At 64.1% G+C, this 24,865-nt stretch carries 24 protein-coding genes and 2 tRNA genes; 7 read left to right on the forward strand and 19 right to left on the reverse strand.

Annotated features, from left to right (window positions below; all coding sequences use genetic code 11):
- Positions 1-2: 2 nt before the first annotated feature.
- The 6 genes from IPG14_RS00130 to IPG14_RS00155 are packed head-to-tail and all read right to left on the reverse strand — an operon-like array spanning position 3 to position 7,772.
- Complete coding sequence (locus IPG14_RS00130) at positions 3-971, reverse strand: ethylbenzene dehydrogenase-related protein (RefSeq protein WP_343389619.1); 969 nt, start codon at positions 969-971, stop codon at positions 3-5.
- A gap of 5 nt (positions 972-976) precedes the next feature.
- The gene (locus tag IPG14_RS00135) at positions 977-1,723 is read right to left on the reverse strand and encodes a molecular chaperone TorD family protein (protein WP_343389620.1); all 747 of its coding nucleotides are present in this window, start codon (positions 1,721-1,723) and stop codon (positions 977-979) included.
- A 12-nt stretch (positions 1,724-1,735) separates the two neighbouring features.
- Positions 1,736-2,974, reverse strand: a complete 1,239-nt coding sequence (locus IPG14_RS00140; protein ID WP_343390532.1) for a 4Fe-4S dicluster domain-containing protein — start codon at positions 2,972-2,974, stop codon at positions 1,736-1,738.
- Positions 2,967-3,242 carry a hypothetical protein gene (locus IPG14_RS00145; protein ID WP_343384516.1) on the reverse strand — a complete coding sequence of 92 codons (276 nt, stop codon included), beginning with the start codon at positions 3,240-3,242 and terminating at the stop codon, positions 2,967-2,969. Before IPG14_RS00145 ends, IPG14_RS00140 begins: the two co-directional genes overlap by 8 nt.
- A gap of 1 nt (position 3,243) precedes the next feature.
- Entirely contained in the window at positions 3,244-6,690 is a 3,447-nt protein-coding gene (locus tag IPG14_RS00150) for a molybdopterin-dependent oxidoreductase (RefSeq protein WP_343390533.1), read from the reverse strand.
- On the reverse strand, positions 6,690-7,772 hold the full coding sequence (locus IPG14_RS00155; protein WP_343390534.1) for a molybdopterin-guanine dinucleotide biosynthesis protein MobB: 1,083 nt from the start codon (positions 7,770-7,772) through the stop codon (positions 6,690-6,692). Before IPG14_RS00155 ends, IPG14_RS00150 begins: the two co-directional genes overlap by 1 nt.
- 238 nt (positions 7,773-8,010) lie before the next feature.
- On the opposite strand from IPG14_RS00155, the gene IPG14_RS00160 reads away from it, so the two are divergent.
- The gene (locus tag IPG14_RS00160; RefSeq protein ID WP_343384519.1) at positions 8,011-8,694 is read left to right on the forward strand and encodes a Crp/Fnr family transcriptional regulator; all 684 of its coding nucleotides are present in this window, start codon (positions 8,011-8,013) and stop codon (positions 8,692-8,694) included.
- Here the strand turns inward: IPG14_RS00160 and IPG14_RS00165 are convergent.
- The 6 genes from IPG14_RS00165 to IPG14_RS00190 all read right to left on the reverse strand — a co-directional run bounded on the left by IPG14_RS00165 (position 8,691) and on the right by IPG14_RS00190 (position 12,153).
- Entirely contained in the window at positions 8,691-8,993 is a 303-nt protein-coding gene (locus tag IPG14_RS00165) for a metal-sulfur cluster assembly factor (protein ID WP_343384520.1), read from the reverse strand. The genes IPG14_RS00160 and IPG14_RS00165 overlap by 4 nt on opposite strands.
- On the reverse strand, positions 8,990-10,300 hold the full coding sequence (locus tag IPG14_RS00170; protein ID WP_343390535.1) for a hypothetical protein: 1,311 nt from the start codon (positions 10,298-10,300) through the stop codon (positions 8,990-8,992). The genes IPG14_RS00165 and IPG14_RS00170 overlap by 4 nt, the downstream gene beginning before the upstream one ends.
- Before the next feature lies 1 nt (position 10,301).
- Entirely contained in the window at positions 10,302-10,517 is a 216-nt protein-coding gene (locus IPG14_RS00175; protein ID WP_343384522.1) for a DUF2249 domain-containing protein, read from the reverse strand.
- A 91-nt stretch (positions 10,518-10,608) separates the two neighbouring features.
- Positions 10,609-11,487, reverse strand: a complete 879-nt coding sequence (locus tag IPG14_RS00180) for a sulfurtransferase (protein WP_343390536.1) — start codon at positions 11,485-11,487, stop codon at positions 10,609-10,611.
- A 77-nt stretch (positions 11,488-11,564) separates the two neighbouring features.
- A complete protein-coding gene (locus IPG14_RS00185; protein ID WP_343384524.1) occupies positions 11,565-11,735 on the reverse strand; it encodes a hypothetical protein in 171 nt (56 codons plus the stop codon).
- A 13-nt stretch (positions 11,736-11,748) separates the two neighbouring features.
- Entirely contained in the window at positions 11,749-12,153 is a 405-nt protein-coding gene (locus IPG14_RS00190; protein ID WP_343384525.1) for a DUF4332 domain-containing protein, read from the reverse strand.
- 137 nt (positions 12,154-12,290) lie between these two features.
- Here IPG14_RS00190 and IPG14_RS00195 point away from each other — a divergent pair, with 137 nt between their 5' ends.
- Positions 12,291-13,832: a class I SAM-dependent methyltransferase gene (locus tag IPG14_RS00195; RefSeq protein WP_343384526.1), complete on the forward strand. Its 1,542-nt coding sequence runs from the start codon at positions 12,291-12,293 to the stop codon at positions 13,830-13,832.
- Here the strand turns inward: IPG14_RS00195 and IPG14_RS00200 are convergent.
- The 4 genes from IPG14_RS00200 to IPG14_RS00215 all read right to left on the reverse strand — a co-directional run bounded on the left by IPG14_RS00200 (position 13,807) and on the right by IPG14_RS00215 (position 18,778).
- Complete coding sequence (locus IPG14_RS00200; protein ID WP_343390537.1) at positions 13,807-14,817, reverse strand: 2-dehydropantoate 2-reductase; 1,011 nt, start codon at positions 14,815-14,817, stop codon at positions 13,807-13,809. The two genes, IPG14_RS00195 and IPG14_RS00200, sit on opposite strands and share 26 nt — an antisense overlap.
- Before the next feature lie 57 nt (positions 14,818-14,874).
- Positions 14,875-15,420, reverse strand: coding sequence for a DUF5317 family protein (locus tag IPG14_RS00205; protein WP_343390538.1), 546 nt, complete (start codon positions 15,418-15,420; stop codon positions 14,875-14,877).
- Positions 15,421-15,636: 216 nt separating this feature from the next.
- Complete coding sequence (locus tag IPG14_RS00210) at positions 15,637-16,269, reverse strand: BTAD domain-containing putative transcriptional regulator (protein WP_343390539.1); 633 nt, start codon at positions 16,267-16,269, stop codon at positions 15,637-15,639.
- Entirely contained in the window at positions 16,214-18,778 is a 2,565-nt protein-coding gene (locus tag IPG14_RS00215; RefSeq protein ID WP_343390540.1) for a tetratricopeptide repeat protein, read from the reverse strand. Before IPG14_RS00215 ends, IPG14_RS00210 begins: the two co-directional genes overlap by 56 nt.
- 200 nt (positions 18,779-18,978) lie before the next feature.
- Between IPG14_RS00215 and IPG14_RS00220 the strand changes: the two genes are divergently transcribed.
- The gene (locus tag IPG14_RS00220; RefSeq protein WP_343390541.1) at positions 18,979-19,635 is read left to right on the forward strand and encodes a hypothetical protein; all 657 of its coding nucleotides are present in this window, start codon (positions 18,979-18,981) and stop codon (positions 19,633-19,635) included.
- 93 nt (positions 19,636-19,728) lie between these two features.
- Here IPG14_RS00220 and IPG14_RS00225 read toward each other — a convergent pair whose 3' ends face one another.
- A complete protein-coding gene (locus IPG14_RS00225) occupies positions 19,729-19,908 on the reverse strand; it encodes a Flp family type IVb pilin (RefSeq protein ID WP_343385227.1) in 180 nt (59 codons plus the stop codon).
- A gap of 131 nt (positions 19,909-20,039) precedes the next feature.
- Positions 20,040-20,939, reverse strand: coding sequence for a glycerophosphodiester phosphodiesterase family protein (locus IPG14_RS00230; protein WP_343390542.1), 900 nt, complete (start codon positions 20,937-20,939; stop codon positions 20,040-20,042).
- A 210-nt stretch (positions 20,940-21,149) separates the two neighbouring features.
- Here IPG14_RS00230 and IPG14_RS00235 point away from each other — a divergent pair.
- From IPG14_RS00235 to IPG14_RS00250, 4 genes are all read left to right on the forward strand, one after another.
- Positions 21,150-21,225 (forward strand) — tRNA-Lys (locus IPG14_RS00235).
- Between the two features lie 49 nt (positions 21,226-21,274).
- Positions 21,275-21,356 (forward strand) — tRNA-Leu (locus tag IPG14_RS00240).
- A gap of 72 nt (positions 21,357-21,428) precedes the next feature.
- Positions 21,429-22,430, forward strand: a complete 1,002-nt coding sequence (locus IPG14_RS00245) for an ABC transporter ATP-binding protein (protein ID WP_343384532.1) — start codon at positions 21,429-21,431, stop codon at positions 22,428-22,430.
- Positions 22,414-23,484, forward strand: a complete 1,071-nt coding sequence (locus IPG14_RS00250; RefSeq protein ID WP_343384533.1) for a dipeptide ABC transporter ATP-binding protein — start codon at positions 22,414-22,416, stop codon at positions 23,482-23,484. Before IPG14_RS00245 ends, IPG14_RS00250 begins: the two co-directional genes overlap by 17 nt.
- Positions 23,485-23,551: 67 nt before the next feature.
- Here the strand turns inward: IPG14_RS00250 and IPG14_RS00255 are convergent, their stop codons facing one another.
- Positions 23,552-24,862 (reverse strand): protein kinase, encoded by a 1,311-nt coding sequence (locus tag IPG14_RS00255; protein ID WP_343390543.1) that lies wholly within the window; start codon positions 24,860-24,862, stop codon positions 23,552-23,554.
- Positions 24,863-24,865 lie beyond the last annotated feature (3 nt).

Here is a 24,865-nt window from a genome sequence, read left to right on the forward strand (position 1 = left end):
GTTTAGCGGCCCTTCTCCCGGTAGCCATAGACGGCGAGTCCAGCACCAAGCCCGGCGACTACGAGCAGCAGTGCGCCAGCGATGAGCATGATGGAAAGGTTGCTGCCGCCGTCTTCGAAGGCGTCCGCCGCACCGATATTCATCGTGACGAGCTGCGAGACGGCTTTTCGGCCGTTCCGCTCGTCCTTGTCGCCATCCCAAACGGCGAATGCCATGTCGACGGTCGTGCTGGCAGCGAACGAGGCGTGGCCGGGATTGATGCTTGCGAAGTCCCGCGCAAAGACCACGCTCCACCCGTCGTCGGTGTGCTTGCCCATGCCCTGGACATCCTGATTCGCGAGCGTGGTGAGTTCACCGAAAGCGCGGGAATAGAGGGACTGCACGGCTCCGAGGTCGGGGTTCGCGAAGGGATTCCCTGCTTCTCTCGCCGTGTAGAAGAGCGAGTCGGTGTAGGGGTATCCGTCGATCTGCGCGGAAGTGTAGACCTGATTGGGATCCTTGAGGCCCGCGTTCGAATCGGCACGCCAGTGCCAGATGTTGACGGCGGCATCGGCCTGCCCCATGCAAATGGCAGGGACGGCAGTCTCGCCGCTGGCCGGGAACTCGAGGGCGACGGCGTCCGAGAAGTCTTGCGCTCTCAGGGTGGCTTCGTCCTTCGTGGAATCACTCCAGCTCACGCGGACGTAAAGCCGGCCTTCATGGTGGACGGCCTGGGCCTTGACCGCGGTGACGCTGCCGCCAGCGATGTATTGCCCGGCCTGGGCCGTCAGCGGGATGCTGACGCTGCCTATTTTCGACCAGACCCCGGCATCGGGGTCCATGCCCGGGCTTTCCGAGACCTCATACGCGTTGATGTACTGAGACTGGGAGACCGCCGGGTTCGTGTTGGTGAGCTGCAAGAGGCCACCGACAGCCAACGCGGCCACCAGTACCACCACTGCCCTTCGATGATTTGCCAAGCGATGCAACATCTTCATCACCTCACTGCGAGCTCTTCCATGGGCACGAAACTGGCGTCGCCAGCGAATTCGGGACCATGGCTAATCGGCTGTGGCCAATGCCGGGATGTGTCACCAGAGACTTCGACGGGCGTTACTCCGGCAGACGAGCATTCTTGCAGGACCCAATATGAGAGGGTCTCTCCCGCCAGCTGGTAGAAGTGGCCGGCCGGCGCCTGGGAGGCGACCCGTCGGCCGAAGGCAGCGCCCCATCGACCGAGGTGCTCTTCGAGAAAGAGCCGCTGGGCCTTCCGCGTCTGCCCGGCGCGGGGAGCACCGAGATGTTCCTCGGCGTAGGCCTCCTTGCGGCAGAGGTACGCCATGAATTCGAGTTCGACCGGGAGCTCGTCGGGGCGGAACCCTCCATCCGTCGAGTCCACGCCGAAGGCGCGATAGAACCCGGCGATGTCGGCCATGCGCTGGGTTTGCTGCTGAGCGTCGCCCCCGAAGTAGGCGCTCTCAAAGGCGGGGGCGTCCGGCGACGAGCTGAAGGTCGTGAGCGAAATGTAAACGGTCTCGAGGTAGTCGCGGCTCGCCTCCTTCGCGACTGCTGCCATGCGGAGCGCGGGCACGCTTGCATCCCCCGCCAGGACTTCCGCTGCCGATTCATGAAGCGCCGCGATGCGCTCATCGTTCGGATAGGCAAAGGCGTGCGCGAGGAATTCCCAGAAGGCCGCCCTGGTCAGGGCGGATTCGATGCGTTGGTCCGTTGTTGGCCTGGCCATCGGTATCCCTCCCTAAATCGTATTCATCGCGAAGCGGTCGGGACGCTCGATGAGCGGCTCGTCCACTGTCACACGGACAACTTCCTTGCCGTTGCTGCTGTAGCCGATGATCGTGTCGTTGTAGATTTCCCGCTTCTGGCCAGCGATGGTCAGTTCCGCCGTCTTCGGGCCCTGTTCGATCTTGTAGGAGAAGATGATCTCCTGGGTCGCCCGGAACAGCTGTAGCACGGCGAGGGTCTCGCGGCTGGGGTTCGTGTAGGCATCGATAGCTGCCTGGACGCCCGGGCCGAACATCTGCTCGAGGTGGGCGCGCGGCACCCAGCGCGGCGGGATGTAGTACACGTTCGGCTGCGTGCCGAACTGCGGATACAGCGGCAGCGCAATCTTCGCGACGTGGACCAGGTAGTAGAGCGGGTTCTGCCGGTCTTCCACCCACTGCCCGTCGGCGCCGACGTTCACGACACCCTGAAGCCGGATCTTGCCGATGCAGGCCGTCATGCAACGCGTTTCCATCGGGAGTCCATCGGTCAGCGGGTCTGTGCCTTCGACGCGCGGGTAACAGCCGATGCACTTTTCCGAGGTCCGCGTGCTCGGGCGGTACATGGACTTCTTGTAGGGGCAGGCCTCTACGCACTTGCGGTAGCCGCGGCAACGCTGCTGGTCGATGAGGACGATGCCGTCTTCCTCGCGCTTGTAGGCGGCGTTGCGCGGGCAAGCGGCGACGCAAGCGGGGTAGGTGCAGTGGTTGCAGATGCGCTGAAGGTAGAAGAACCAGCCGGAGTGCTCAGGAAGGGTGACGCCTTCCTTGGAATACTTCGTGGCGGTGTCTTCGAAGATGTTCGGCGCCTTCCACTCGTCTTCCGAGGGGATGTAGCCGGTGGCTTGCTGGTTCACGCCGTCGGCCGTTTCGAAGATGGTCTTCCCTTCGAACGTCCCGTAGGGAGCCTTCTTCGCATCCTTCTTATTGGGATCCCAGACTTGCTTACCGGGATTCGCCTGTTCCTGGAGGTCCAGGATCTTGGCGTCCCAGTGCTGGGGGTATCCGCCGTACGGCTTCGTCTCGACGTTGTTCCACCACATCAGTTCCTGCCCGGGCGAGAACGTCCAGGTGGACTTGCACGCCATCGTGCAGGTTTGACAGGCGATACAGCGGTTGATGTTGAAGACGGCGGCGAACTGGCGCTTTTGCGCACCGGTTTGGAAGCGGTACGACATGTTGCGGCCCAGTTGCCAGTTGTAGACATCAGGCATGGCTTTCCTCCGCGGCCGGCCGGCCATACACCCCTTCGGCGATAGCGCGGATGAACTCCACGCCACGCCGTTGCAGGATTGAATGTGTCCCGTTGAAAGCGGGCGAGGCGAACATTCGCATGATCCGGTCGCGAGGCATGCCCATCAGGGCATATTCCTCGATGAAACACCGGGCCATGATTTCGTCGGGGTCGGTGCCGGGCTCGGCCGGGTAGCGCACGCCGACGAACTCGTACGGGTCATCGGATTCGAAGTCTTTTTCAGCCACTTCAGGCCTTCTTCACCGTGGTGAGCCCACCACTGATGTACTTCTTCATGAGGGCGCTTTCGGTCCCGGGGGTCATGCCGGTGGTACCGGGCGCCCAGGCGCCTTCGCCGTTGAGGCCACCGGATTCAGCCTTGGTGATCTTGACGAGCGTCTCCTTGGGCACGGTGTTGATGCCGTGGTTGTCGGCTTCGCCCCCGAAGAGGAATGCCTGGGCGACCTTCGCCTTGTGGAAGAGCGTGTCGGTCTGGTGCATCGGCATAGCCCAGTCCTTGGTCACGCTCTGTTGAGAGCCGTATCGGAAGTTGGACTGGTAGCCGGTGTCGGCGGAAGTCGCACGGCCATCCGCACGCGTTTCGTGCGCGAGCACCGTTTTTTCCGTGGCGCCGAATCCGCCGTGCTTCGTCATGACAACCCCGGGCGGGTACGCCGGGTTGAACTTCACCCGGAGCATGAGCCTGGCGACTTTGTAGTGCGGGTCGTCGGCTTTCCAGCCGATGTACGGCCGGTCGGCCGGGTTGGCATCGACCCATACGTAGTCGCCGTCGACGAGGCCGAGCTTGGCTGCGTCCGTCGGGTTCATGTGCAACTGCTGGTCGCCGACGCTCGCCATCCGTTTGTCTGCCCGGTAGGGGTCTGCGAAGTTGTTCGACCAGAGGTTCATCCAGTCAGTCACGGCCCAGGATGAGTGGACGGTGTGACGTGACTTGGGCGTGAGGAAGTAGAAGTTGTACCCGGCTTCCCAGAGCGGGTTCTTCGTCTTCTTCACCTCGGCCCATGGCTTCCGGATGTTCCGCACCGTGCGGCGTTCGGGGTCCATGTCGTTCTCCGGAATACCGTAGTCGTTCGGCCGAATGAGCGGGTTCGAACTCACGATGACGTTCGGGAGGTAGGGCGTTGCTTCCGGGCCTTCACGGTGGACGATGAAGTTCTCGCCGTAGTCGATGGCCTCGGGGATGTCGCAGTACGAGTTCATGCGCCCCGTATCGGTGTGGAACGGCATGTTGCTGTGGACCTGCTCCCAGTACGGGATGCGCGGGTACGTTTGGAACATCAGGAGGGCTGAGCCGGGCTCACCGTACTTGCCGTCCATAATGTCGTCCACGGAGTAGCCGTTCGTCGTGCCCGAACTGTCCAGCAGGCGCTGCATGTAGACCTCTGTGCGGCCTTCGAGAGCGAACTTCCAGTAATCGGAGAAGCGCTTATCGCCGGTGAGTTCGGCGAGCGCCTTGGCGACACCGGCCATGATTGAGATGTCGTCCTTGGTATCGAACATCGGCTTCACGCCGCCCCTCCAGATCTGGAGGAAGGGGTTCTGGCACGATGCGGTGACTTCGACCTGTTCCATCTCCAGCCAGGAGTTGGCGGGAAGGATGAAGTCGGAGTACTCGCAGGAGAGCGTCATCTCGATGTCCTGCGTCATGATCATGTCCATGCGCGGCAGGGTGTTGAAGAGGATGCCGTAGAGCCACTTGGCGTTGTTGATGATGTTGACGTTCGTCGTCCACAGGACCTTCGTGGGCGAAGGCATGTGCGACTTGCCGGTGAAGTTCTTGCGGCCGAACTTCGGCGTTTCGACGATGAGCGCCTGGTCGCCGTGGTCCCAGTAGGCCGGCTCTTCATCCTTCGTGTACGCGTGGGCGTGGATATCCTTGCCCTTCGCCGTATCGTCGAGGTTCATCTCGAACGGGTCCTCGGCGATCCAGCCCTTGAATCCGGGACCTGTCGCCGGGGTACCCTGGAAGAGCGCAGCCTTGTAGTTGCCGGCCCAGGAGTAGACACCCGCGCCCGGCTTGCCGATGTTGCCCGTGAGCATGAGCGGCAGGTGGACGGCGCGGTTGTGCATGGTCGCGTGGAACCAGTGGTTGATGCCTTCACCGACGTGGATAGCTGCCGGCTTGATTGTTGCGAGGTCGATGGCGAGCTGTTCGATCAGGTTCGCGGGTGAGCCGCTGATTTCGGCAGCGGTGGCGACGTCGTAATCGGCCAGATGCTGGCGATACGCCTGCCAGAGGGTCAGGACCTCGACCGTCTTTCCGTCGAGCGTCTTCACTGTTCCCTTGTACTCGAGGTCGGGGTCGATGCCCTTCTTGTCGAGGTTGGCCCCCACATCGTCCCGGTTCAGGGCTTTGAGGGACTTGGTGTTTGCGTCGTACACGACGTAGTCCTGGAGCTTGGCGTACTGCTCCTTGGTGATGCCCTGAATCTTGTAGCTCGGGCCGTTGGGGTCGAGCGACGGGGTGTAACCGGCGAACACGTCCTTGGGATCGAGCCGCTTCAACGTGTCCGCGCGCAAGATCAGCGGAAAGTCCGTGAACTGCTTGACGAACGGAGCGTCGTACAGGTTGCGGTCCATGAGGAGCTTGGTGACCGCGAGGAAGATCGCGAGGTCGCCGAGGCCCGGACGGCAGGGCATCCAGTAGTCGGCCTTCGTCGCCGGCGGGCTGTACTCGGGCGTGATCGTCACAATCTTGCCGCCGCGTTCCATCATCTCGATGAAGAAGTGGGCGTCGGCCATCTTGTTCTCGACGAGGTTCTTCCCGACGCCAACATGGAGTTTGGCGTTGCGCATGTCGTTGAAGTCGCAGTCGGGGTTCTGAAGGCCGGTCACAAACGGGACGCCGGGGGCCTGGTCGCCGTGCCAGGTGTAGTTGGACCAGTTGCGGCCGCCCTTCGAGTCCTCGGGCTTGACCCCGCGGACGTGGACATCGAGCAGGGCCATCATGTTGGAGTTGCGGTACATGCCGTACTTGCCCATGACACCGAGCAGGCCCATGCCGCCGCGCAGCTTGAACGTGCGGGTCCCGGCGCCTTCGACGGCGTCGACCATCTCCGGCTGGTAGCCCTCGGAGAGGAGGACCTTCTTGCCTTCCTCGCCGGAGTAGCGTTTCGCAACAGCTTGAAGTCCCCGAGCGGCGTACTTGAACGTGTCGTCCCAGTTCATCTTGACGAAGGTGTCGGTGCCGCGGGAATCGAACTTGTATTTCGTTCGGAGCTCGGGAGTGAGCCCCGGGAAGCCGTCATCGGCCCACTTCTTCCAGCCGGCCCGGATCATCGGCCCCTTCAAGCGGTAAGGGCCGTAGACGCGGCGGGTGAGGGTCGCGCCCTTGTTGCAGCCGCGAGGGTTCCAGGCATTGGTCGAGAACTTCCCATCCAGGTCGCCTACGGCCTGACCGTCGTAGTTCTGCTCGGTGCGAATGACGACGCCGTTCCGGACGAATGCGCGCAGCCGGCAGTTATGGGTGCAGTTCGGCGCACAGACGAAGGTGAAGGAACTGTCGTACTTGTACTGGTCGCGATAGATGCGCTCCCAGCCGCGATTGGGGTAGTACTGCAGCGGCTGGGTGATCCCCGGCGCCGCCTGCAAGAACGCCATTTTCCGCTCGACGTACACCGCGGTGCCTGCCGCGGCGACGCCCGAAGTGAGTTTCAGGAATCCTCTTCGATCCATCACAACAGGGCTCCTTTGTTCCGGGTCTCAAGGCCTGCCCTGCAGGGGCGGCACTGTGGACCAAGTTCGGTTTGAAGGTGGCGGCCGTCCGAGACTTCCTCGCCACACGTTACGCACAGCACCCGCGCCCTCGGAGGGCCGGGGCGATCGTACTGGGACAAGGAAAGCGGGGTGTCGCGGACAGTGAACAGATCTTCAGTGGGCCAGGCCGCATACGCCGCCCGCTGAATCTCATGGCGACCTTCGCCGGTAGCGCCAACGCGCTCGCGAAGGTCGCCACGGGCTGCCACCCGGACCGAACGTCCCGTGTGCTCGTCGAGAAAGCTTGCCGCAAGCTTCCCGAAGTCGAGTAAACGGAGCGTTCGTTTGCCCGGGCGGCAGCCCGTGACAGCCTGAATACCATCGACCGCGCAGCGGTCGGTTTCGCTCACGACGATAAGTCGCTTCTTCGTATCCGGCACTTCGATGCCCAGCGCGGCGGCGCCGGTAAGGGCCAGGCGGGTGCCGAGGATCAGCCCGGCGCAGCCGTGACCGCCATGGAGCTTCAGCGCAGCTCGCATGGCCATATCCAGTTCGCGATCAGCCGGGAGCCACTTACGGATCTCAGGCATCGCCGTGAGCACGGCGGCGTCTTCGTGGTAAAGCGACCAGCGACCGAGCACATTCTCGGATGGCTCAGGGTCGAGCTGGCTGGAGAGAATCGTCGGGTAGGGGAGCGGCTCGTGCGTCTCGAACAGGACGACATCGATACCTGGCGGGAGCTGGGCGAGCATGTCCTGTGGTTGCGAGCCGCCAGGCGGCAAGGTCAGCAGCAGCCGGTCCGTTGCGCGGACGACGCTGGCTGCGGGACTCGATAGCCAGACACGATCCGATGCTTTTCCCGGAAGATCCACGGTGTGGTGTGTCCGCTTGAACCACGCTACACGGAGACCTTCTGCCGTGAGGGCGGGGATGAGCCGTTCGCACATGGTGGTCTTACCCGAACGGGAGGGGCCACGCACGGCGATGACGGCAGGGCCGACAAACGGCCGCGGCGCGCGGATCTCGGAGGGGCGGACCTGAGCTTGCGAACTGGTGGTCACGGTTACGCTGCTCCTGCCTTTACTCGGCGAAGACTCGCGATCCGGACAGCCTGAGTCGATGGCCATTCGTACCGAATCTGGAGACCTCTTGGACGCCCTGCCCAGTCGTTGGTCTCGTCGGCCGGAAACGTTTGGGCGGCATCCATGCGCACAGACTGAGCGCGTTCGATCTCAGGGAATGTGACATTCATCACGAGATGTGCGGCCAAGGCCCGAACGGGTGCATACTCATGTCCAGATGGCCGCATTCACGGGACACGACGTCCTCAATATCCCTCACCTGGCGACCCTCACCCTCGCCGACGCAGAGAAGCTTTCCGGAGAGCTCGTGGTGCGCTCGTACCAGCCGCGCGAGATGGTCACCGTAGAAGGCGAACCCTGCAGGGGCTTCTACCAGTTGTTGCACGGACGTGCGAGGCTCTTTCGCACCGGACCTGAAGGACGCGAACAGATCATGCGCCTCCTCCAGGCCGGCGATACTTTTGGGGAAGTGCCCGTCTTTGACGGTGGACCGAACCCGGCGCATGTCGAGACGCTGGAAGAGTCGCAGATCGTCCTGGTGCCTTCCGCGGTCTTCCGCAGACTGGTAGACACGCGGCCAGCGATCGCACTCGACGTGCTGAACCATTTTGCGAAGCGGCTCCGGTCGTTCACGGAGCTGGTGGAGCAGATCAGCCTGCAGACGGTGCAGCAACGGGTCGCGCGCTACATCTATCTCACGGCCCGCGAGGAGGGCCGAGAGACACCCGAAGGGATCCTCGTCTCGCGGACTGTCACCCTTCACGACCTTGCGGCGCTGGTCGGCAGCGTGCGGGAGGTTGTAAGCCGGACCCTTCACGTCATGGAGACTGACGGCATCGTCGAAGTCCGCCGCAAGGAAATCCTGGTGCGCGATCTCCGCGCTCTTCGCCAGATGCTCTAGCCCACCGGCAACCCGAGATGTCGCAGCGCAGCCGGACTCGCCATGCGAATGTTCCATTCGGGCTCGAATACCAGGTCGAGCTTGACCTGGCGTCCGCCGGCGGCGCGGTTTAGGCGGGACGCAGCCATCCCGGCAATAGTGCTGCCCATCGGGCAGTCCGGGGTGGTCATCGTCATTTCCACCGCCACAACGTCTTCGTCGACCTGGATGTTGTAGATGAGGCCGAGGGAAACGACATCTATCCCGAGTTCGGGATCGAGGACTTCGCCAAGAGCTGCTGCTAGATCTGAAGGGTTCACCTGGTCACCTGCCCTGCCTGCGCCGAACCGCGTTGCACGGCCGGCCGCTGAATGAGAATCGAAAGCAACACCCGGCACTCACTCAAACCCCCAAGCGCAAGGAGAAGCCCGCCAGCGCGGAACAGGGTCAGCTGGCCGAGGAGTGCCGCACCTGCCAGAAGGACCACCGCCAGGGCGTGAATCACGAGGGTGGCGTGTGTCCATGTTTCGCTGACAAGCGCCGCCACAAGCGGCACCGGTTCGAGTCCCGCGCGTTCGCGGTAACGAGCATTCCAAACGAGGAACGGCACGATTTTGAAGCTGTTGCCGATCGCGGACGTACCTGCCCAGCCGCCGATTGCGACGATGCCGTATGCGAGCTGCAGGCGAGCGGGGTCCCCCCCCGGGCTCACCGGTTCGCCAATGGCTGCGAGGACACCGAGTATGGCGGCGAGGACCAGGAAAGCGAGGGCGAGCACCGTCGCACGGGTGTGGATGTCGGCCACCCTTCGCGAACGCGTCCTGAGCATTCGGGCGACGTCGTAGAACCAGAGGGCCGGCCCGGCGGCCATGGCGACCGCGACAGCCACTCTCACGGGCATCGCCGGGTCAGTCATGAGCGCTATGGCGCCGGCGCTCGTGGCGACGGCGGTTGTTGCGAGGGCCGCGAGGGCAAATCGCGGAGTGCCTTTGGGCACGACCTGGAACATCGGGACTAGTTGGTAGGAGACACCCATCACCATGATGCCGAGCCAGCCCAACAGGCCCAGATGGGCGTGCCCGGAAAGGCGCCCCTGCGTCACCGGGAACCAGAGATGCTCCAATGTCCCGAGGTACGTGGCACCTACGCATGCGACGGCGACAAGGAAGACCATTCCGGTGGAAACATAGGCCCGGACTACCGACCCTCGCCGGAAGGCTTGGACGGCCGGTATCGCACTTACCAGAAACAAGATGAACGAAATGACGATTCCGCTGCCGAACACACTCATCGCCATCACGTTCCATCGTTCGAGAACGAGGATGAAACCAACCACCGAAATCACATGGGTGGCGAATTGGAGGCGAACCAATCGCAGCGAGATGAGCCGGCCGCCGAAAACGGCGGGACCAAGCTGGTAGATGGCGCCCATGATCGTGAGCGTGAGCCAACCGAGCACTGCGGCGTGGGTGGCCGCAACTACCCTGGGCACGTTGACGGCGAGGAAGGCGTCGTGGCCGGCGAGCAGAAGCATGAGCCCGGCAGCGGCGAGGCCGAGCGGAGCCACTACGAAGAAGGGCATGATCACGCCAAGCGGCGGGCTCTCCTTCGGAGACACTACCGTCACGTCATGCCCGCCGGATGGTCAGGATGGATTCGCCCGCCTCTTGGCCGAACTCCCAGACGAAGCCTCTGCGCTCAAGTTCCGGGTAAAGGAGGAGGGGCTCACGATCCATGAAGACGCGCAGACTGTCCTCTCGTCCCAGTGAGCCGATGGCTTCGAGGATGCGAACCATCGGCTCGGGCGGAGACAACCCGCGGTTATCGAGTTCCTGCGTTGCCATGGCAGCAAGGATCACCCTCTCTGGCCGTCCCGGAGTGAACAAAAGTCACACTGAAGGTGATATCCACCTCGTCGGGCCGCTATCTGCCGGTTCAGCCGGTCTCCATAGGCAGGGTTGGGTCGGCCGCCCATTCGGATAGCGAAGCGTCGTAGACCGCCACATCGCGGAAGCCCGCCATGACCGCGGCGAATGCTGTACTGCTGGCCGCGATCCCACCACCGCAGTAGGCGATCAACCGCCGGTCGGGTTCGGCCCCTGCCTTAATGAAGCGGGCCCGGATCTCCTCGACGCTGCCGAAAGTCTGGGTCCGAGGGTCCACCACCCCGGCATCGCCGATTGCAGGGACGTGGACACTGCCAGCGATTCGCCCCGGCCGGCCATAGGGCGCGACCTCACCCCGAAACTGCGCACCGTTGAGGGCGTTCACGATGCAGGCGTCTCCCGAACGCACAAGCTCGAGGACCTCATCCCGGCTAGCGATCAACCTGGGCCGAGGAACGACCGTGAATCTGCCTGGTGCGCGTCCGACCGGCCCGGTCTCCACTGGATGCCCGTCGTCCGTCCAGCGCTTCCAGCCCCCCTCGAGGACTCGCGCGTTGTCAAATCCGAAGGCCCGCAGCATCCACCAAACGCGTGCGGCCCACATGTTCCCGGCCCTGTCGTAGAGCACGACCTTCGAGTCGTTTCCCACGCCATAGCTACCCATCGCCGTCTCGAACTGGGCAGCCGGGGGCATCATGAACCGAAGGGCGCTCGACCTGTCGCTCAAGTCGTTGTGGAGGTCGGCGTAAATCGAACCGGGGATATGGCTCCCGAGCCATTCCGCTTCGCCGGTTTCCACAAGGTAGCCGGGGCCACCCTCTGGTCTGGCCCTCAGGAATACCGTGCAATCGAGCACCCGGAGGTGCTCATCATCGAGATGGCCGGCCAGCCAGTCGCTGCTAGCGAGAAAGTCCTCTCGAACGGGCATTCGGAACTCCTTCGCCGGCACCAGAAAGGGGAGTGCCCGCCGGGGCCCGGCGGGCACTCAGTGGAAGTGTTCGGGAGTTACTTCCCGAAAAGCCTGGAGACGATCCCAGCTTTCGGCCCTCCGAGAAGGGCCGTAATCTTGTCAGGGTTCTCTTTGATGAACCCGATGACGGCCGCAGCCGCCTTCTGGGCAGCGGCGGGATCGATCCCGGCTTTTTCGGCGATAACTTTCGCTATCTGGTCTTCCATGAGTCCTCCCGGGCTAGTGCGTGACCTTCTGAGGGAGTGTCTTCGCCTCTGCGACCCACTTCTCCACTTCGGCGGCGGTCGGTGTTCGACGGACGAGGCTCTTCGCCGTGTTCACCTCCTCCAGCTTCGCGTGGAGGTTGTCGGGGCGACGGGTGGCAAGTTCCTTCACTGTGTCGACGCCGGCTGCTTCGAGCAGGTCGGAATACTCCGAACCGACACCCTTGATTCGCATGAGGTCGGCGCGGTTGACCCACTCGAGCACGCGCTGGGGGGTGACGCCCGTCTTCTCGGCGAGTGCCTGGCGACCCGAGGCCGAGCCGGCTGTGTCGAGCAACGCCTCGACGGTGGCAACACCAGCGCCTTCGAGCGCCGCGGCGTACTTTTCGCCGATTCCTTCGATCTCGATGATCTTCGTCATCTTTACCTCCTTCGCCACCGCCAGCGGGGACCGGCGATGCGAGCACATTCTAACCCCAGATAGTCGCCGAGAAAGCCCCCTCCCCGGCGACCGGGCCAGATTGCGACGCGGGGCTCCGCGCCTCAGAATGGGCGTTGATGGTCACGGCTGCCGCCCACGCCAGTTATGACGAGATGCCCTACGAGGGCGGACTCGTCGTCGGCAGCCACCCCGAGCACCTGGCGACCGTCGGCCGCCTCTTCGGCATGACTCCCGCCCCGATCGAGCGCTGCCGCGTGCTCGAAATCGGCTGCGCGACCGGTATGAACCTTCTGGCGATGGCCTACTCGCTTCCCGGATGCGAGTTCGTGGGCATCGACCCTTCGGGGCGCCAGATCGAGCTGGGACGCAAGGCGCTTGCGGAATACGGGATCACCAACGTCGAATTGGCCACAACGGACGTCCGCGAAGCGGTCGAGTGGCAACGCGAGTTCGACTACATCGTCTGCCACGGTGTCTTCTCGTGGGTCGCGCCGGATGTTCAAGAAGCGATCCTTGCCGCGTGCCGCCGCCTGCTGGCGCCGCAAGGGATTGCGTTCATCAGCTACAACACCCTCCCCGGCTTCCACATGCGCGCCCCGGTGGGCGAGATGCTTCGCTTTCACTCCCGAAATTTCCCGGAGCCCGGAGAGCGGACGGACCAGGCGGGGGCGCTCTTGAAGTTCCTTGTTGAGTCTTCCGGCACTTTTGCCGAAAGCGACGAGGTGCTTGGCATTTACCACCGAATGCTCAAGCGCGAGAAGGAACTGCTCGACGGTGCGCCACCCTCCTACCTCATGCACGAGCACCTCGAAGACCTTGGGAAGGGGTTCTACCTCCACGAGTTCGTGGACGCCGCCAGAGCCCGGGGACTCCAGTACCTCGGCGATGCGGCCTTCCACACGATGCTGGTGCGGGATCTACCCGAGGCGATTGCAGCGGACTTGAACCGCATCTCGCCAAACCAGGTGGCGCTCGAGCAGTACCGCGACTTCGTCGTAAACCGGATGTTCCGGAAGTCCCTGTTGTGCCGCGACGATGTGGCACTGGAGCGTCATATCTCTGAAGAAGCCATACGGTCGCTGTCTTTTCGGGCTCGGCTCGCGCGGAACGCCGAACCGCCATGGCTGATCCCGAAGACCGGGGGGCTCGTGGCGCGCGTGAGCGACCCGCGCGTCACGGCAGTCATCGAGGCCCTTGACGCCGCGGAGCCGGCCGCCCCGAGTTTCGCGGAACTCAGCGCGCTCCTAAGCGGGGACGATGGCGTGGCGGCGGAAGACCTGCCGGCGATCCTGCTGTCGCTTTACGCACTCGATGCAGTCGAATTTCGGTCCTGGGCGCCGCCGGTGGGGATGGCTGTCCCCGAGCGAGCCGAGGCATTCCTCCCGGCCCGGATGGCAGCGCAAGCGGGGAAGCGTGACGTGCCCGTGCCGTTCCACAACAGCGTGGTGCTGGACCCGTTCATCTGCCGAATGTTGCCGCTCGTTGATGGCTCGCGTGATCGCGACGCTCTGGCGGCGGCGATGGGGTCCATCGCGGCCGCGGACTCTGCCGACATGCCGGCCGCCAGTGGCCGTGGCGATCTGGGGCCGGAGCAACTCGCCAGGCTCGTCGATGAGGCACTCGAGCAACTGCTCAGGGCCGGGCTGCTCGTCGATTGACCGTGGCGGCCACCATGGCCCGGAGTTCTTCCAGTGTCACCGACCCCGGCTGGGCCCGTGCGGCCGCCATCCGCGTTGCGACTTCGCGAACGACCGAGTTGTACGGAGTCGGGACGCCGTGGAGATGCCCGATCAACTCGATCTCCCCGTTGAGATAGTCGACCTCGGTCGTTTCGTGGCCCCGGAGGATGCTCTGGAGAGTCGAACTGGCCGAACGGGACTCGCCGCCGACATCCTGTGCGCGGTAGTGGCTCGTCACCCGTTCCGCATACTCCGCCGACGAGACTGGGACTATGCCGGCCGCCTGATAGCACTCGAGAGCCTCCTCGCGGACGTGCTCGACGAACTCGCCGAGTTCGCCCCCGGCCGACCATGCGCTCCGGCCAACGATGACCTCGACACCATTCCCCAGGTTGAGGATGAGTTTCCGGTATTTCAGGGCCATAGCATCGGTACTCGGCTGGGCGTGGAAGTGCGAACCGGCCAGGGCGTCACACACCTGCGCCACGGTCACATCGGAGCCGCCCGGGTAACGCCCCGAGTGCAGGCAGCCGCTCAGCGGAGCGGCCGACGCGATGACTTCACCCGGAACGAGGAAAGTCGCAGGCATCGCGACCAGCGTGGCGTAGACGTTTTCGAATCGGCGGCTCGCCAGGCGTTCGTTCTCGACGCCGTTCTGGGCGCAGAAGACGGGAACAGCCGTCCCTGCGGCCTGCTCCAGGTCGCGCAGAGCCGTCTCGGTATCCTGCGTCTTCATGGCGAGGAGCACGACGTCACCTTCGCGCCAGTCGACCTCTCGCGGGTGACCCACCGCTGGCACCGGCACACAAAACTCGCCTTCGGGCGCCTTCAGCAGGAGTCCGCGGGAGTTGATCGCTTGAAGGTGTTGGCCGCGGCAGATCAGCACGACCTCGTGTCCAGCAAGGGCGAGCCTTGCGCCGATGCCACCGCCGATGCCGCCGGCGCCGTAGATGATGATGCGCACTGATCCCTGCTCCGGGGTTTTCAGAATGGCCAAGAGCCTACCACGGCCAGGCCGTCCTCAGCGCGAAGCGGTCGCCTCGCCTGACTGGGTCGCGCGTCGGCCGGATACGACGGCCATAGCCACCGCCTGGGTTACGACCGCGCCGAGCCCGGCAAAAAGCACGAAATCGCCGAGCGAGTAGATGTTAGGCCCGTACACCGGAAGCGTGATCACATAGCGATCGGAGAGTGCGAAGAAGTGGATGTCGTCTCGCTCCAGGACGATGTCTTTGCCGTGGTTCGTCTGCCGGCCGATGTCGTCGCGCGTGACTTCCGGAAAGGCGCCCGACCGTTCGATGATCGCGTAGTCGATCGGCATGGAGCCGCGGTGGGCTGCCATCGGGACGAGGTTGAGAAGGATGCCGAGTGCGACGAGCCAGGCGCCCCAGTACCGTCTCAGCTTCAGGGCGAGCAGAGCGAGTGCCACGGTGGTGGTGAAGAACAGCACCTGCCGGAAGATCCCGCTCGAACCATCAGTTCCGAGATTGCTGATCGCTACCTGTTGAGCGACGAAGATGAGGGCAGCGATCGCCAGGACAACGGAATCGCCCGCGCGGCTTGCCATGCGGGCGATTCTTCGGGGTGTTTGACCAACCGGCAACATGGCCGGCTTTTTGCCTACCAGGACTGGAACGGCGCGGCGCCGGCAAGGGCGATGGTGGCGAGTGCGGCAACGGCGACGAGTGAGGAAAGAAGACGAGTCATGGCGGAGTCCCTCCAGCAGTGTTTCAACTGCGCGGAGAGTAGGCCCCGGGTTCTCGCGAAACTCTCGCGAGTCTGTCTAGACAGCCACCCCGGCCGCGATAGCTGCCCGGAGCTCGCCAAAACGGACGGGCGGCCGCTCGCCAAACTCATCCAGATAGCTCGAGCTGAAATCGTCGATGAACTTCAACGCCTGGACCGCTTCTCCGGCCCGGCTTCGATAACGCGCCAGCAGATAGGCGGCCTCTTCGTTGTAGCGGTTGGCCCTCAGCACGCGTTCCATGCAGAGCGCCGCGGAGTCGAAATCCTCGCGACCGGCGAAGTAACCCGCGAGGGTGGCGAGGGACTCGTGGGCATCGCCTTCGAGGCGTTCGCGCATTGCCGCTGCCCATTCGGACTGGAATGCCGACGCAAACGGACCGGCGTACAGCTCCAGGGCCTGCTGGAGGGAGAGGGCCCTCTCCTTTGACCCGGATGGAGCGCTGCGGGCCTGTTCGATGGCGCGTTCGAACTCATCGACGTCCCATTCGAACACGCCCTCGGGGTTCAACCGGTAGATGCCATCGTCGTCGGCAACGACGCACGTCTTGTAGAGGGCACGACGGACGCGATAGAGGTTGGAATGGAAGGCGCTGTTGGTCTTTTCGCGGGGAAGCTCAGGGTAGAGCTGTTCGACTGCTTCTTCCTTGCGAATGCCATCGCGGCTCGACAAGCAGCAGGAAGAACATCTCCTTGGCACGGGCGCTCGCCCAATCCTCATCGCAGAGTTCGCGGCCGCCAACCTCGACTACGACACGTCCGAAACTGTGGGCGCGCACCAGCGGGAAGCGGCTCCGGGCGCCGTCGGGGGTTTCGGCGGCGATGCGGGCAGATTCGAAGGAATGCCGCTCCAGGAGGTCACGGAAGGCGGCTCCGGCGGATTTTCGGGTGGCCGCCCACTGGGCGAACATCGGATTTTCGCGCACGAGTGGCACGAGCGAGCCGACCATCCATGGCTCCTTCAGGGCGACGGCGGCACGGCCAAGCGCGTCTTCGGCTTCGTTGCGCTTCCCGGCCTTGAAGCTCGCCATCGCGACGCGGTATTCCGCGGTGGCGACCATCGGCAGGACTTCCATCTGGGAGAATCGCTCAACTGCTTCGGCGGCCTCGCTGACGCTCACCACATGGTTCCCGGCAGCGACCTCGACAGCGGCCTGTTGCAATTTGCACATCGCGATTTCGTAGGAGTTGGCAGAACTCACCGCGACGAGCAGCGCCCGGCGCGAGAAGAAGTCCGCCTGGCTGATGTCTCCGGTGCCGAGGAGGGCGGCCGAGAGACCTGCGATGGACAGCGCGGCCAGTGACTCGTCCAGGGCGTCAGTCGCGCAGATGCGGATAGCTTCCTCGTAGTGCCGCTTGGCGGTCTCGAAGTGGCCAAGGGCGAGTTCGGCATCACCGAGCGAGGCGGTAGCGTAGGCGACGTTGCGCTGGTTGGCGCAGTTTTCGCCTTCCTCCACGGCTTCTTGAAGCACGGTCGAGGCGCTTGTGAAGTCGCCGGCCTGGACATGGGCCATGCCCAGGTTGTTCAGCACCCAGCCGAGGTTGGAAGAGCGCCCGAGCGAGCGCCATCCCTGCGCGGCGCGCGTCAGCACGGTCACGGCTGCCGGCGCATCGCCTCGCATCGCGAGCGACTGCCCGAGTGTCGAACGGGCGAGGAGGCCCAGCGGCTCGACGCCGCGCCGCTCGCAATCATCGATGACCATGCGAAGGAGGGCTTCGGCCTTGACGAAGTCACGTGTGACAGACAGTTCGAATTCGGCCAGGTGATAGCGCACCTCGGCCAGGAACTCGGGTTCAAGTTGTGGTTCGAGTTCGGAGAGTTGCAGGGCGGTAGCACGGGCATCTTCCAGGCGGCCCAACAACCGTAAGGCCCGGACCCTCGCGAGTAACGCGTGCGCCTGAGGCGCCACTGGCGTGCGTGAATCCTGCAGCATGGTATTGGCGCGCCGCATCGCGTCCTCGGGATCGCCGGTGTGAGCCAGCAACCGCGAAGCCATTCCGCGGAGCAACGGACGCCGCCGCAGCGTCGGCTCGCTGATGCAATCGAAAGCGCGCCGAAGCAACGTGAAGCTCCCCTGGATGAGCAGGCGGGGGCTGTACTCTTCGAGGAGCACGGCAAGCTGGGCCTCGTTCCCGCCCGAGCGTGTGAACTCGATCGCCTCGGCGATGTTCCCGGCCATCACCATCTCGTCGACGACGGCCTGGAACGTTTCGGCGTATCCGTCCGGATCGAGTTCGTCAAACTCGCTGATGATGAACTGGCGGAGGAGCGGATTTAGCCGGAACTCCACCGGAGAGAGCTGCTCGCAAAGGAAATCGCGCGAGGAGAGCCATGCGGTCATTGAGCGCCACATTGCCGGGCCGAATGCAGCTTCGACACAGGCGCGGCTGATTGATGGTTGCAGCGACAGCCGGCGAAACGCCACCTGGAGGTTCGCCGGGACGTGCTCCCAAACCTCACACTTCAAGTACGCTTCGAAGGCGACTGCCCCCGGGCCGTCAGGCGAAGCCCCCCCGGAGAGCGCCGCCATGACGCCGACTGGCCACCCGCCGGTCGCGGCGAGGACATCGGTGGCCGCGGCGCTGGCGCCGCTCTCAGCGGCCGCCATACGCACTTCTTCGAGCGTGAAGCCGAGATCCGTGCCTTCGAGCACAACGATTTCGCCGGTAGCGATCCCGGCGTTCAGAGCGGGGAGGAACGGCCGCTCACGGCCGGCGAGGACCACCTCGTTGCCTTCGGGGAGGAAGACGATGAGCCAGCCGAGCAAGTTCGCCGCTTCCCGGTTTTCAGCGAGCTCATGGGTGTTGTCGATCACCAAGAGAACCGGACGGTCCGAGTCGCCGAGTGCCTGGGACATGACCGCGCCGACGTACGCCTGGAGATCGCTCACTTTGGCCGCGGTCGCAGGCGGTTCGATATCGAGATTGCCGGTCAGGGCAACCCCGAGTTGGTGCGCGAGGATTTCAGGGGAGCCGGATGTCGAATCGAGCGAGAGCCACTTGCAGGCGTAATCCACATCTCCGACGAACTGCGCGAGGAGGGTGGTCTTGCCGTATCCAGCAGGGGCTTCAAGGACGGTGACGCCGTTGCCGATCCCCGCATGCAGTCGCGACAGCAGGCGCTCGCGGACTATCGTCCGCCGTGAAAGCCTGGGAATCGATGTCCGGCCGCTGACTGCCATGAACCGGGCCGCCCCTTCTCAATGACTGCGTTTGTCGCCTGCATGGTAACGCTTTGTGGCGGCGGGCACCATGCAAGAGGGCTTGACCATCGCAAGTTGGTGCGTGTTATGGTCGTTTCGGACCCAGCGCCCCCGCGGTTGGTGTTATGCAAAGAGCTGTATTCAGGCTATTCCCGGGCTGGACGGCGGTGGCTCTTGCCATGGCCGGGGTCATCGCGACCGTGTTCGCCAGCCTGAGCCCCAGAGCCGGCGATGTGCACGCCATCGCCCCTTGTGTCGCGCACTCGCCGTCCGCCGAAGAGACCACATTCCTGGGGCTCCTGCAAAGCTGGCGCAACACCAACATCGCCGGGTCTTACCCGCTTTCCCAGTCTGGCGCGCTGAACGCCGCCGCTGCCGGCTACGCGCAGTTCCTGGCGAACACCCCGGGAGCTTCGGGCCATTACGCAGACGGAACGACCGGGTATCCCTGGGCAGCACGGGCGATGAACTGCGGCTATCCGGCGAACCAGGCTGCTGGAGGCGAAGGTCTCGCGGTCGTGCAGTCCTCCAATCCCGTCTCGGTGAGTCCCCAGCAGGCGCTCAATACCATGACGTCCGAGGGGGGCGGTGGCGTGTGGGTCCCATCGAATGTCGGGCTCCCTGTGCGATGCGTCGGGGTGGCAAAGGCCGTCTCGGCCGACGGGAAAAAGGTCGCATGGGTGACGCTGATTTTCGCATCTTCAGGCGCCTGTCCCGGGGGCACGGGCGGGGGTTCGACCCAGACAACGCCGACGACGACCCCAAGTCCTACTCCTACCTCAACACCGACTCCGTCCGTCTACCGCTCCTGGTTCTCACTGCTGTCGAGGGACTGACGACCGGACGGAAGCTCCCCGCAGGCACGCGAAATGGCGCCAACCTGAAATCCTGGTTGGCGCCATTTCAGATTCCGTCGCCCCGAGCTCTGCCTAAAGCGCTCCGGGCAGGACCGTGAAGCCAGCGGAGTTCACGATTGCGGACCCGAGGCCGGACAAGGCGCCGATGCATACAACGGCGATGAGCCCGAGGATCAGCGCGTACTCGGCGAGGCCCTGGCCGGCCTCGTCGGATTCGCCTGCGCTGCAGCGGCGTGCAAGCAGCGTGGTCATAAGCCGCTTCATACTTCTTTACTCCCTGCCCGATTTCTCTCCCTATCCCCAGTTTCGACCGGGCCGCTCGATTCCAACCGCCTTACGCGGGTGCTATTGCGTTGCCCGTTGGTGACGAATTTACAGCCTGTTTACAGAGCTGCGGCGGCGTCTTCCGCTACGAGGAGCGGTGCGTCAGTGATGATCGTCTCCGTCCCGAGGGCGTAGAGCCGCTGGACGACATCGCGGCGTGAAGGAGTGTCCTCGCGGACGGTCCATGCGGCCAGGGCGCAACCTTCCTCCCTCAGGCGGTCGCCCAGCGCCACACCGAACTCGGCCAGGCGGAAAATCGTGGCAAAGTCGACCATCCATTCGACGGCAGCGGGAAGCAGGGCGCGAATGTCTCGAATACGAGACTCTGCGTACGTTTCGGGCGTCGCGTGCCGGATGACCGCAATCGGCGCGTCATCCCAGAGCCCGTGTATGCCAAGAGTCCTTGGCAAGGCTTCGGCGAATGTTCGCTCCGGGTCGTAGTGCCACTGCAGGGTGGGGTCGAAAGCGATCGGCACCCGGACCAGACTTCGCAGGTTCCAATGCGCCTGGGACCCCACGATGACGTTGCCCGAGAGAGGCTTGAGTGCAGTCTGCAAGGCCTCAGCGCGCCGGTCCGTGATCGGCCGCATCAGCTTCAGGTCGACCTGGAGCATGGTGGCGCTTCCTCGGACCAGGTCGACGACGTCTTCGAGGAAGCACAGGCCATGTGGACTACCCCATCTATAACTGACGTCGGCGAGGTCCGCCCGCGTGAGGTTCGCGACTTTGCCGGACCCGGACGTGGACGGATCCAGCCCGGCGTCGTGGAAGATGAGCATGGCATCGTCGGCCATGAAGCGGACATCAACCTCGACTCGCGGAGCGCTGGCTTCGACGCACTCCGCGACGTTTGCGAGTGAGTTCGGTGGAAACCGGCCCGACAGTGTCCCGCTATGGCAGCAGATGGCGCGCCTTCGTCCTGCGATGACCGGTTGCAGTGTGCGGGAAAGGTCGTTCACGACGGGATTATCCACATTGGCGGGGGAAAGTTCTGTCCGGGCTTTCGGCAAAGAGGCTGCGGCCAACACGAGCGCGTAATCGGTGTCACGGGAATCACGCATCACCAGGGTCATCGGTGACGCATACTGTCATTCTCGCTATTATCGTTAAGTACCCAGGATTTGCAGCCAAGCAAATAGAGCGTGATATACTCCCGCGCGTCCTGAGGGGGGCCGCTAGCTCAATTGGCAGAGCAGCTGACTCTTAATCAGCCGGTTGAAGGTTCAAGTCCTTCGCGGCTCACCACCTCCCTGTTCCGAACGGGCCCGCGCGAGCAGGCCCGGACCGCTCGCGTGGGGAAGTGTCGGAACTGGCAGACGAGCATGACTTAGGATCATGTGCCGAAAGGCGTGGGAGTTCGAGTCTCCCCTTCCCCACACACTCGAACACGGGAGTCAACGCGGCGTCGCCGCACCATCCGGTGGGACGGGTGGGCGAAAGGAGAAGGGATGGCGCTACTCGAGGTCAAAGACCTGCGAACGTACTTCTACACGCAGGAGGGGGTCGTCAAGGCCGTTGACGGAACCTCTTATGTCGTGGAAGAAGGCGAGACGCTAGGGCTCGTGGGTGAATCGGGTTGTGGAAAGAGCGTTTCGGCGCTGTCCATCCTCCGTCTCATCCCCCAGCCGCCAGGTAAGATTGTCTCGGGCGAAATCCTCTTCCAGGGGCGGGACATCCTCAAACTCGATGAGGACGAGATTCGCAAGGTCCGCGGCAACGAAATCGCCATGGTCTTCCAGGAGCCGATGACATCGCTCAACCCTGTGTTGACGATTGGGCGACAGATGACCGAAGCGCTCGAGTTGCACATGGACCTCCATGGCAAAGCCGCGCGCGACCGCGCTGCCGAATTGCTCGAGATGGTGGGCATCCCCGAGGCGCGAAACCGCCTCGACGACTACCCCCACCAGTTCTCGGGAGGGATGCGCCAGCGCGTCATGATCGCGATGGCCATGAGCTGCAACCCGAAGCTCTTGCTCGCGGACGAGCCCACAACCGCTCTCGACGTGACCATCCAGGCCCAGATCCTGGAGGTCATGAGCCGCCTGAGCCGCGAGTTCGGCACAGCGGTCATCATCATCACCCACAACCTCGGCGTGGTTGCCCGCTATGCAGACCGCGTAAACGTGATGTATGCGGGTAAGGTGATCGAGACCGCATCCGCGGCCGAGCTGTACAACAATCCGAAGCACCCCTATACGGTGGGCCTCCTCAATTCCGTGCCTCGCCTCGATGAGACGCGGAAAGAGAAGCTCGTGCCCATCGAAGGCTTGCCGCCGGACCTCGCTCATTTGCCACCCGGGTGCCCCTTCTTCCCGCGGTGCGCGTGGCGCGTCGACCGCTGCAAGGAAGAGTATCCACCGTTCAAACTCGTCGCGGAGAAGCACTACGCGGCGTGTTGGGAATCTGATCGCGTCCGTCGGGAGGTGCCAGTTGGCGCAGCAAGCTAGCTCAACCAGGCAGCGAGTCGGCACGCTCGGCGAAACGCTGGTCGAAGTCAATGACCTGAAGGTCTACTTCCCGGTGACGGCCGGCGTCATCTTCCAGCGCAAAGTGGCGGATGTCCGCGCCGTCGACGGCGTCAGCTTCGGCGTCAAGCGGGGCGAAACGCTCGGACTCGTCGGCGAGTCCGGATGTGGCAAGAGCACGACCGGCAAGGCCGTCCTCCAGCTCACCCGGCCAACCGCGGGCAACGTCATGTTCGAGGGTACCGACCTTACGAAGATCAAGGGCGGAGAGCTGCGCCGTTTCCGGCGCAAGATGCAGATGATCTTCCAGGACCCGTACGCGAGCCTGAACCCGCGCATGTCGGTCGGCAGCATCATCAGCGAACCGCTCGCGATTCATAAGCTCGCGAGCGGCAAGGAGAAGAAGGAACGGGTCCAGAACCTCCTCCAGACGGTGGGGCTCAACCCGTACTTTGCCAACCGTTTCCCTCACGAGTTCTCCGGCGGCCAGCGCCAGCGCATCGGCATCGCCCGAGCGCTCGCGGTCGAACCGGACTTCATCGTCTGCGATGAACCGGTCTCGGCGCTCGACGTGTCGATCCAGGCGCAGATCATCAACCTGCTCCAGGACCTCCAGGATCAGTTCAACCTCACCTACCTCTTCATCGCGCACGACCTCTCCGTCGTGCGCCACATCAGCGACCGAGTGGCCGTCATGTATCTCGGCCACATCATGGAGCTCACGGACCGGGACTCGATTTTCGAAAACCCGCTCCATCCATACACGAAGGCCCTCCTTTCGGCAGTGCCGATCCCGGACCCGGACGTCGAGCGAAAGCGCGAGCGGATCATCCTCCTCGGGGATGTGCCCAGCCCGCTACGCCCGCCTCCAGGCTGCGTCTTCAACACCCGCTGCCCTATCGCCATCGACGAATGCCGGACCCGCCAACCAGACTGGCGGAACGTCGGCACGGCGGAGAAGGAGCACTGGGTCTGGTGCCATCGCGTGGATGCCGGCGCCGGAATGACGACAGGCATGTCGAAGGCTTCCAACTAACCCGCTGTCCACAACGCAGCAACAGCAAAGGGCCCGGCGCGTGCGCCGGGCCCTTTGCTGTTTCGTCCTACGGGGTGGCCGTGGCTGTTGGCGCGGTCGTTGGAGACAGTGTCTGTGTGGGCGCCGGGGCCGTAGCGGTCGACGTTGCGGAGGCGGCTGGCGTTTTAGTCGGTGTCCGAGTTGCGGTGGCGACCTGGGGCGGAGTCGCGGTGGCCGTTGGTTGCACCGTGCGTGTAGGGCTCGGCGAGGCAGTCGGGGTGCCTGTCGGGGAAGGCTGTGGCGTCTTCGTGGCCGGTTGAGCAGTCAGGGTAGGTGTTGGCGACGGGACAATTGTGCCGCCATCATCACCGCCATCGCGGGAGAGCCAGAGGGCAGCCGCAACACCCACCACAATCGCCGCGCCGACCAGACCAACCGCGAGCATCACTGCCGCCATGCCGGGGCCATCCCGGCTCGGGGCGGGAGCACGGACGACACGGGCCGTGTCGTGACGGCGAGGGACCTGGGGCGGCCGCCCGGGAGGGGCGGCGATGGGAGCAACCGGGGTTCCTGAGGTACGAGGAACGCGCTGCAACGCAGCGCCGAAGACGGCCGCGTTTGGGTAACGGTCCACGGGAGACAGGGCCAGGGCACGGGCCAGCGTTGATTCCAGTTCGATGCTCGCCCCACGAGCAAACGTGCGCAGCGGCGGAGCCGGCGTCGCGAGGCGCTGACCGAGTGCCGCGCCGGCGCTGGCGCTGGAAAACGGAGTCCGTCCGGCGACCAGTTCGAATAACGTGAGGCCGAGGGAGTAGATATCGGATGACGGAGACGGGTCCGAGCCCTCGATAATTTCGGGTGCAAGGTAGGCAATCGTCCCGAGAAGGTCCTGCGCCTGTCCGGGCGCCATGGTCCGGGTGAGCGTTTCGGCCACGCCGAAGTCGGCAACCTTCGCTACTCCGGCCTCGTTGATCAAAACGTTCTCGGGCTTGATGTCGCAGTGGACGACCCCCTGGCCATGCGCGTAATGCAGCGCCGAGGCAATTTGAACGCCGTACCGGATCGCTTCGGCTTCGGTCATCCGCCCCTGGGTCTCCAGCAACTGCCGCAACGAGTACCCATGGACGTATTCCATCACGATGTAGCGGCGGCCGTCATGGGAGCCGGCATCGTAGACACCCACGATGTTCTGGTGCTGCATCCGGGCGATGACCGTTGCCTCGCGTTCGAAGGCGGCGACAAGCTCTGAGCCGGTCCCGGAGAACTGCTCGTGGAGGACCTTCACCGCGACCCATCGACGGAGACGCTGGTCTTCCGCCAGCCACACCTCGGCCATGCCGCCAGTTCCGAGCAAGCGCTCCAGCCGGTATCGTCCGTCGATGACGTCGGAGGCGTTCAACGC

The sequence above is a fragment of the Candidatus Amarobacter glycogenicus genome (assembly GCF_016704105.1).
Lineage (GTDB): Bacteria > Chloroflexota > Dehalococcoidia > Tepidiformales > Tepidiformaceae > Amarobacter > Amarobacter glycogenicus.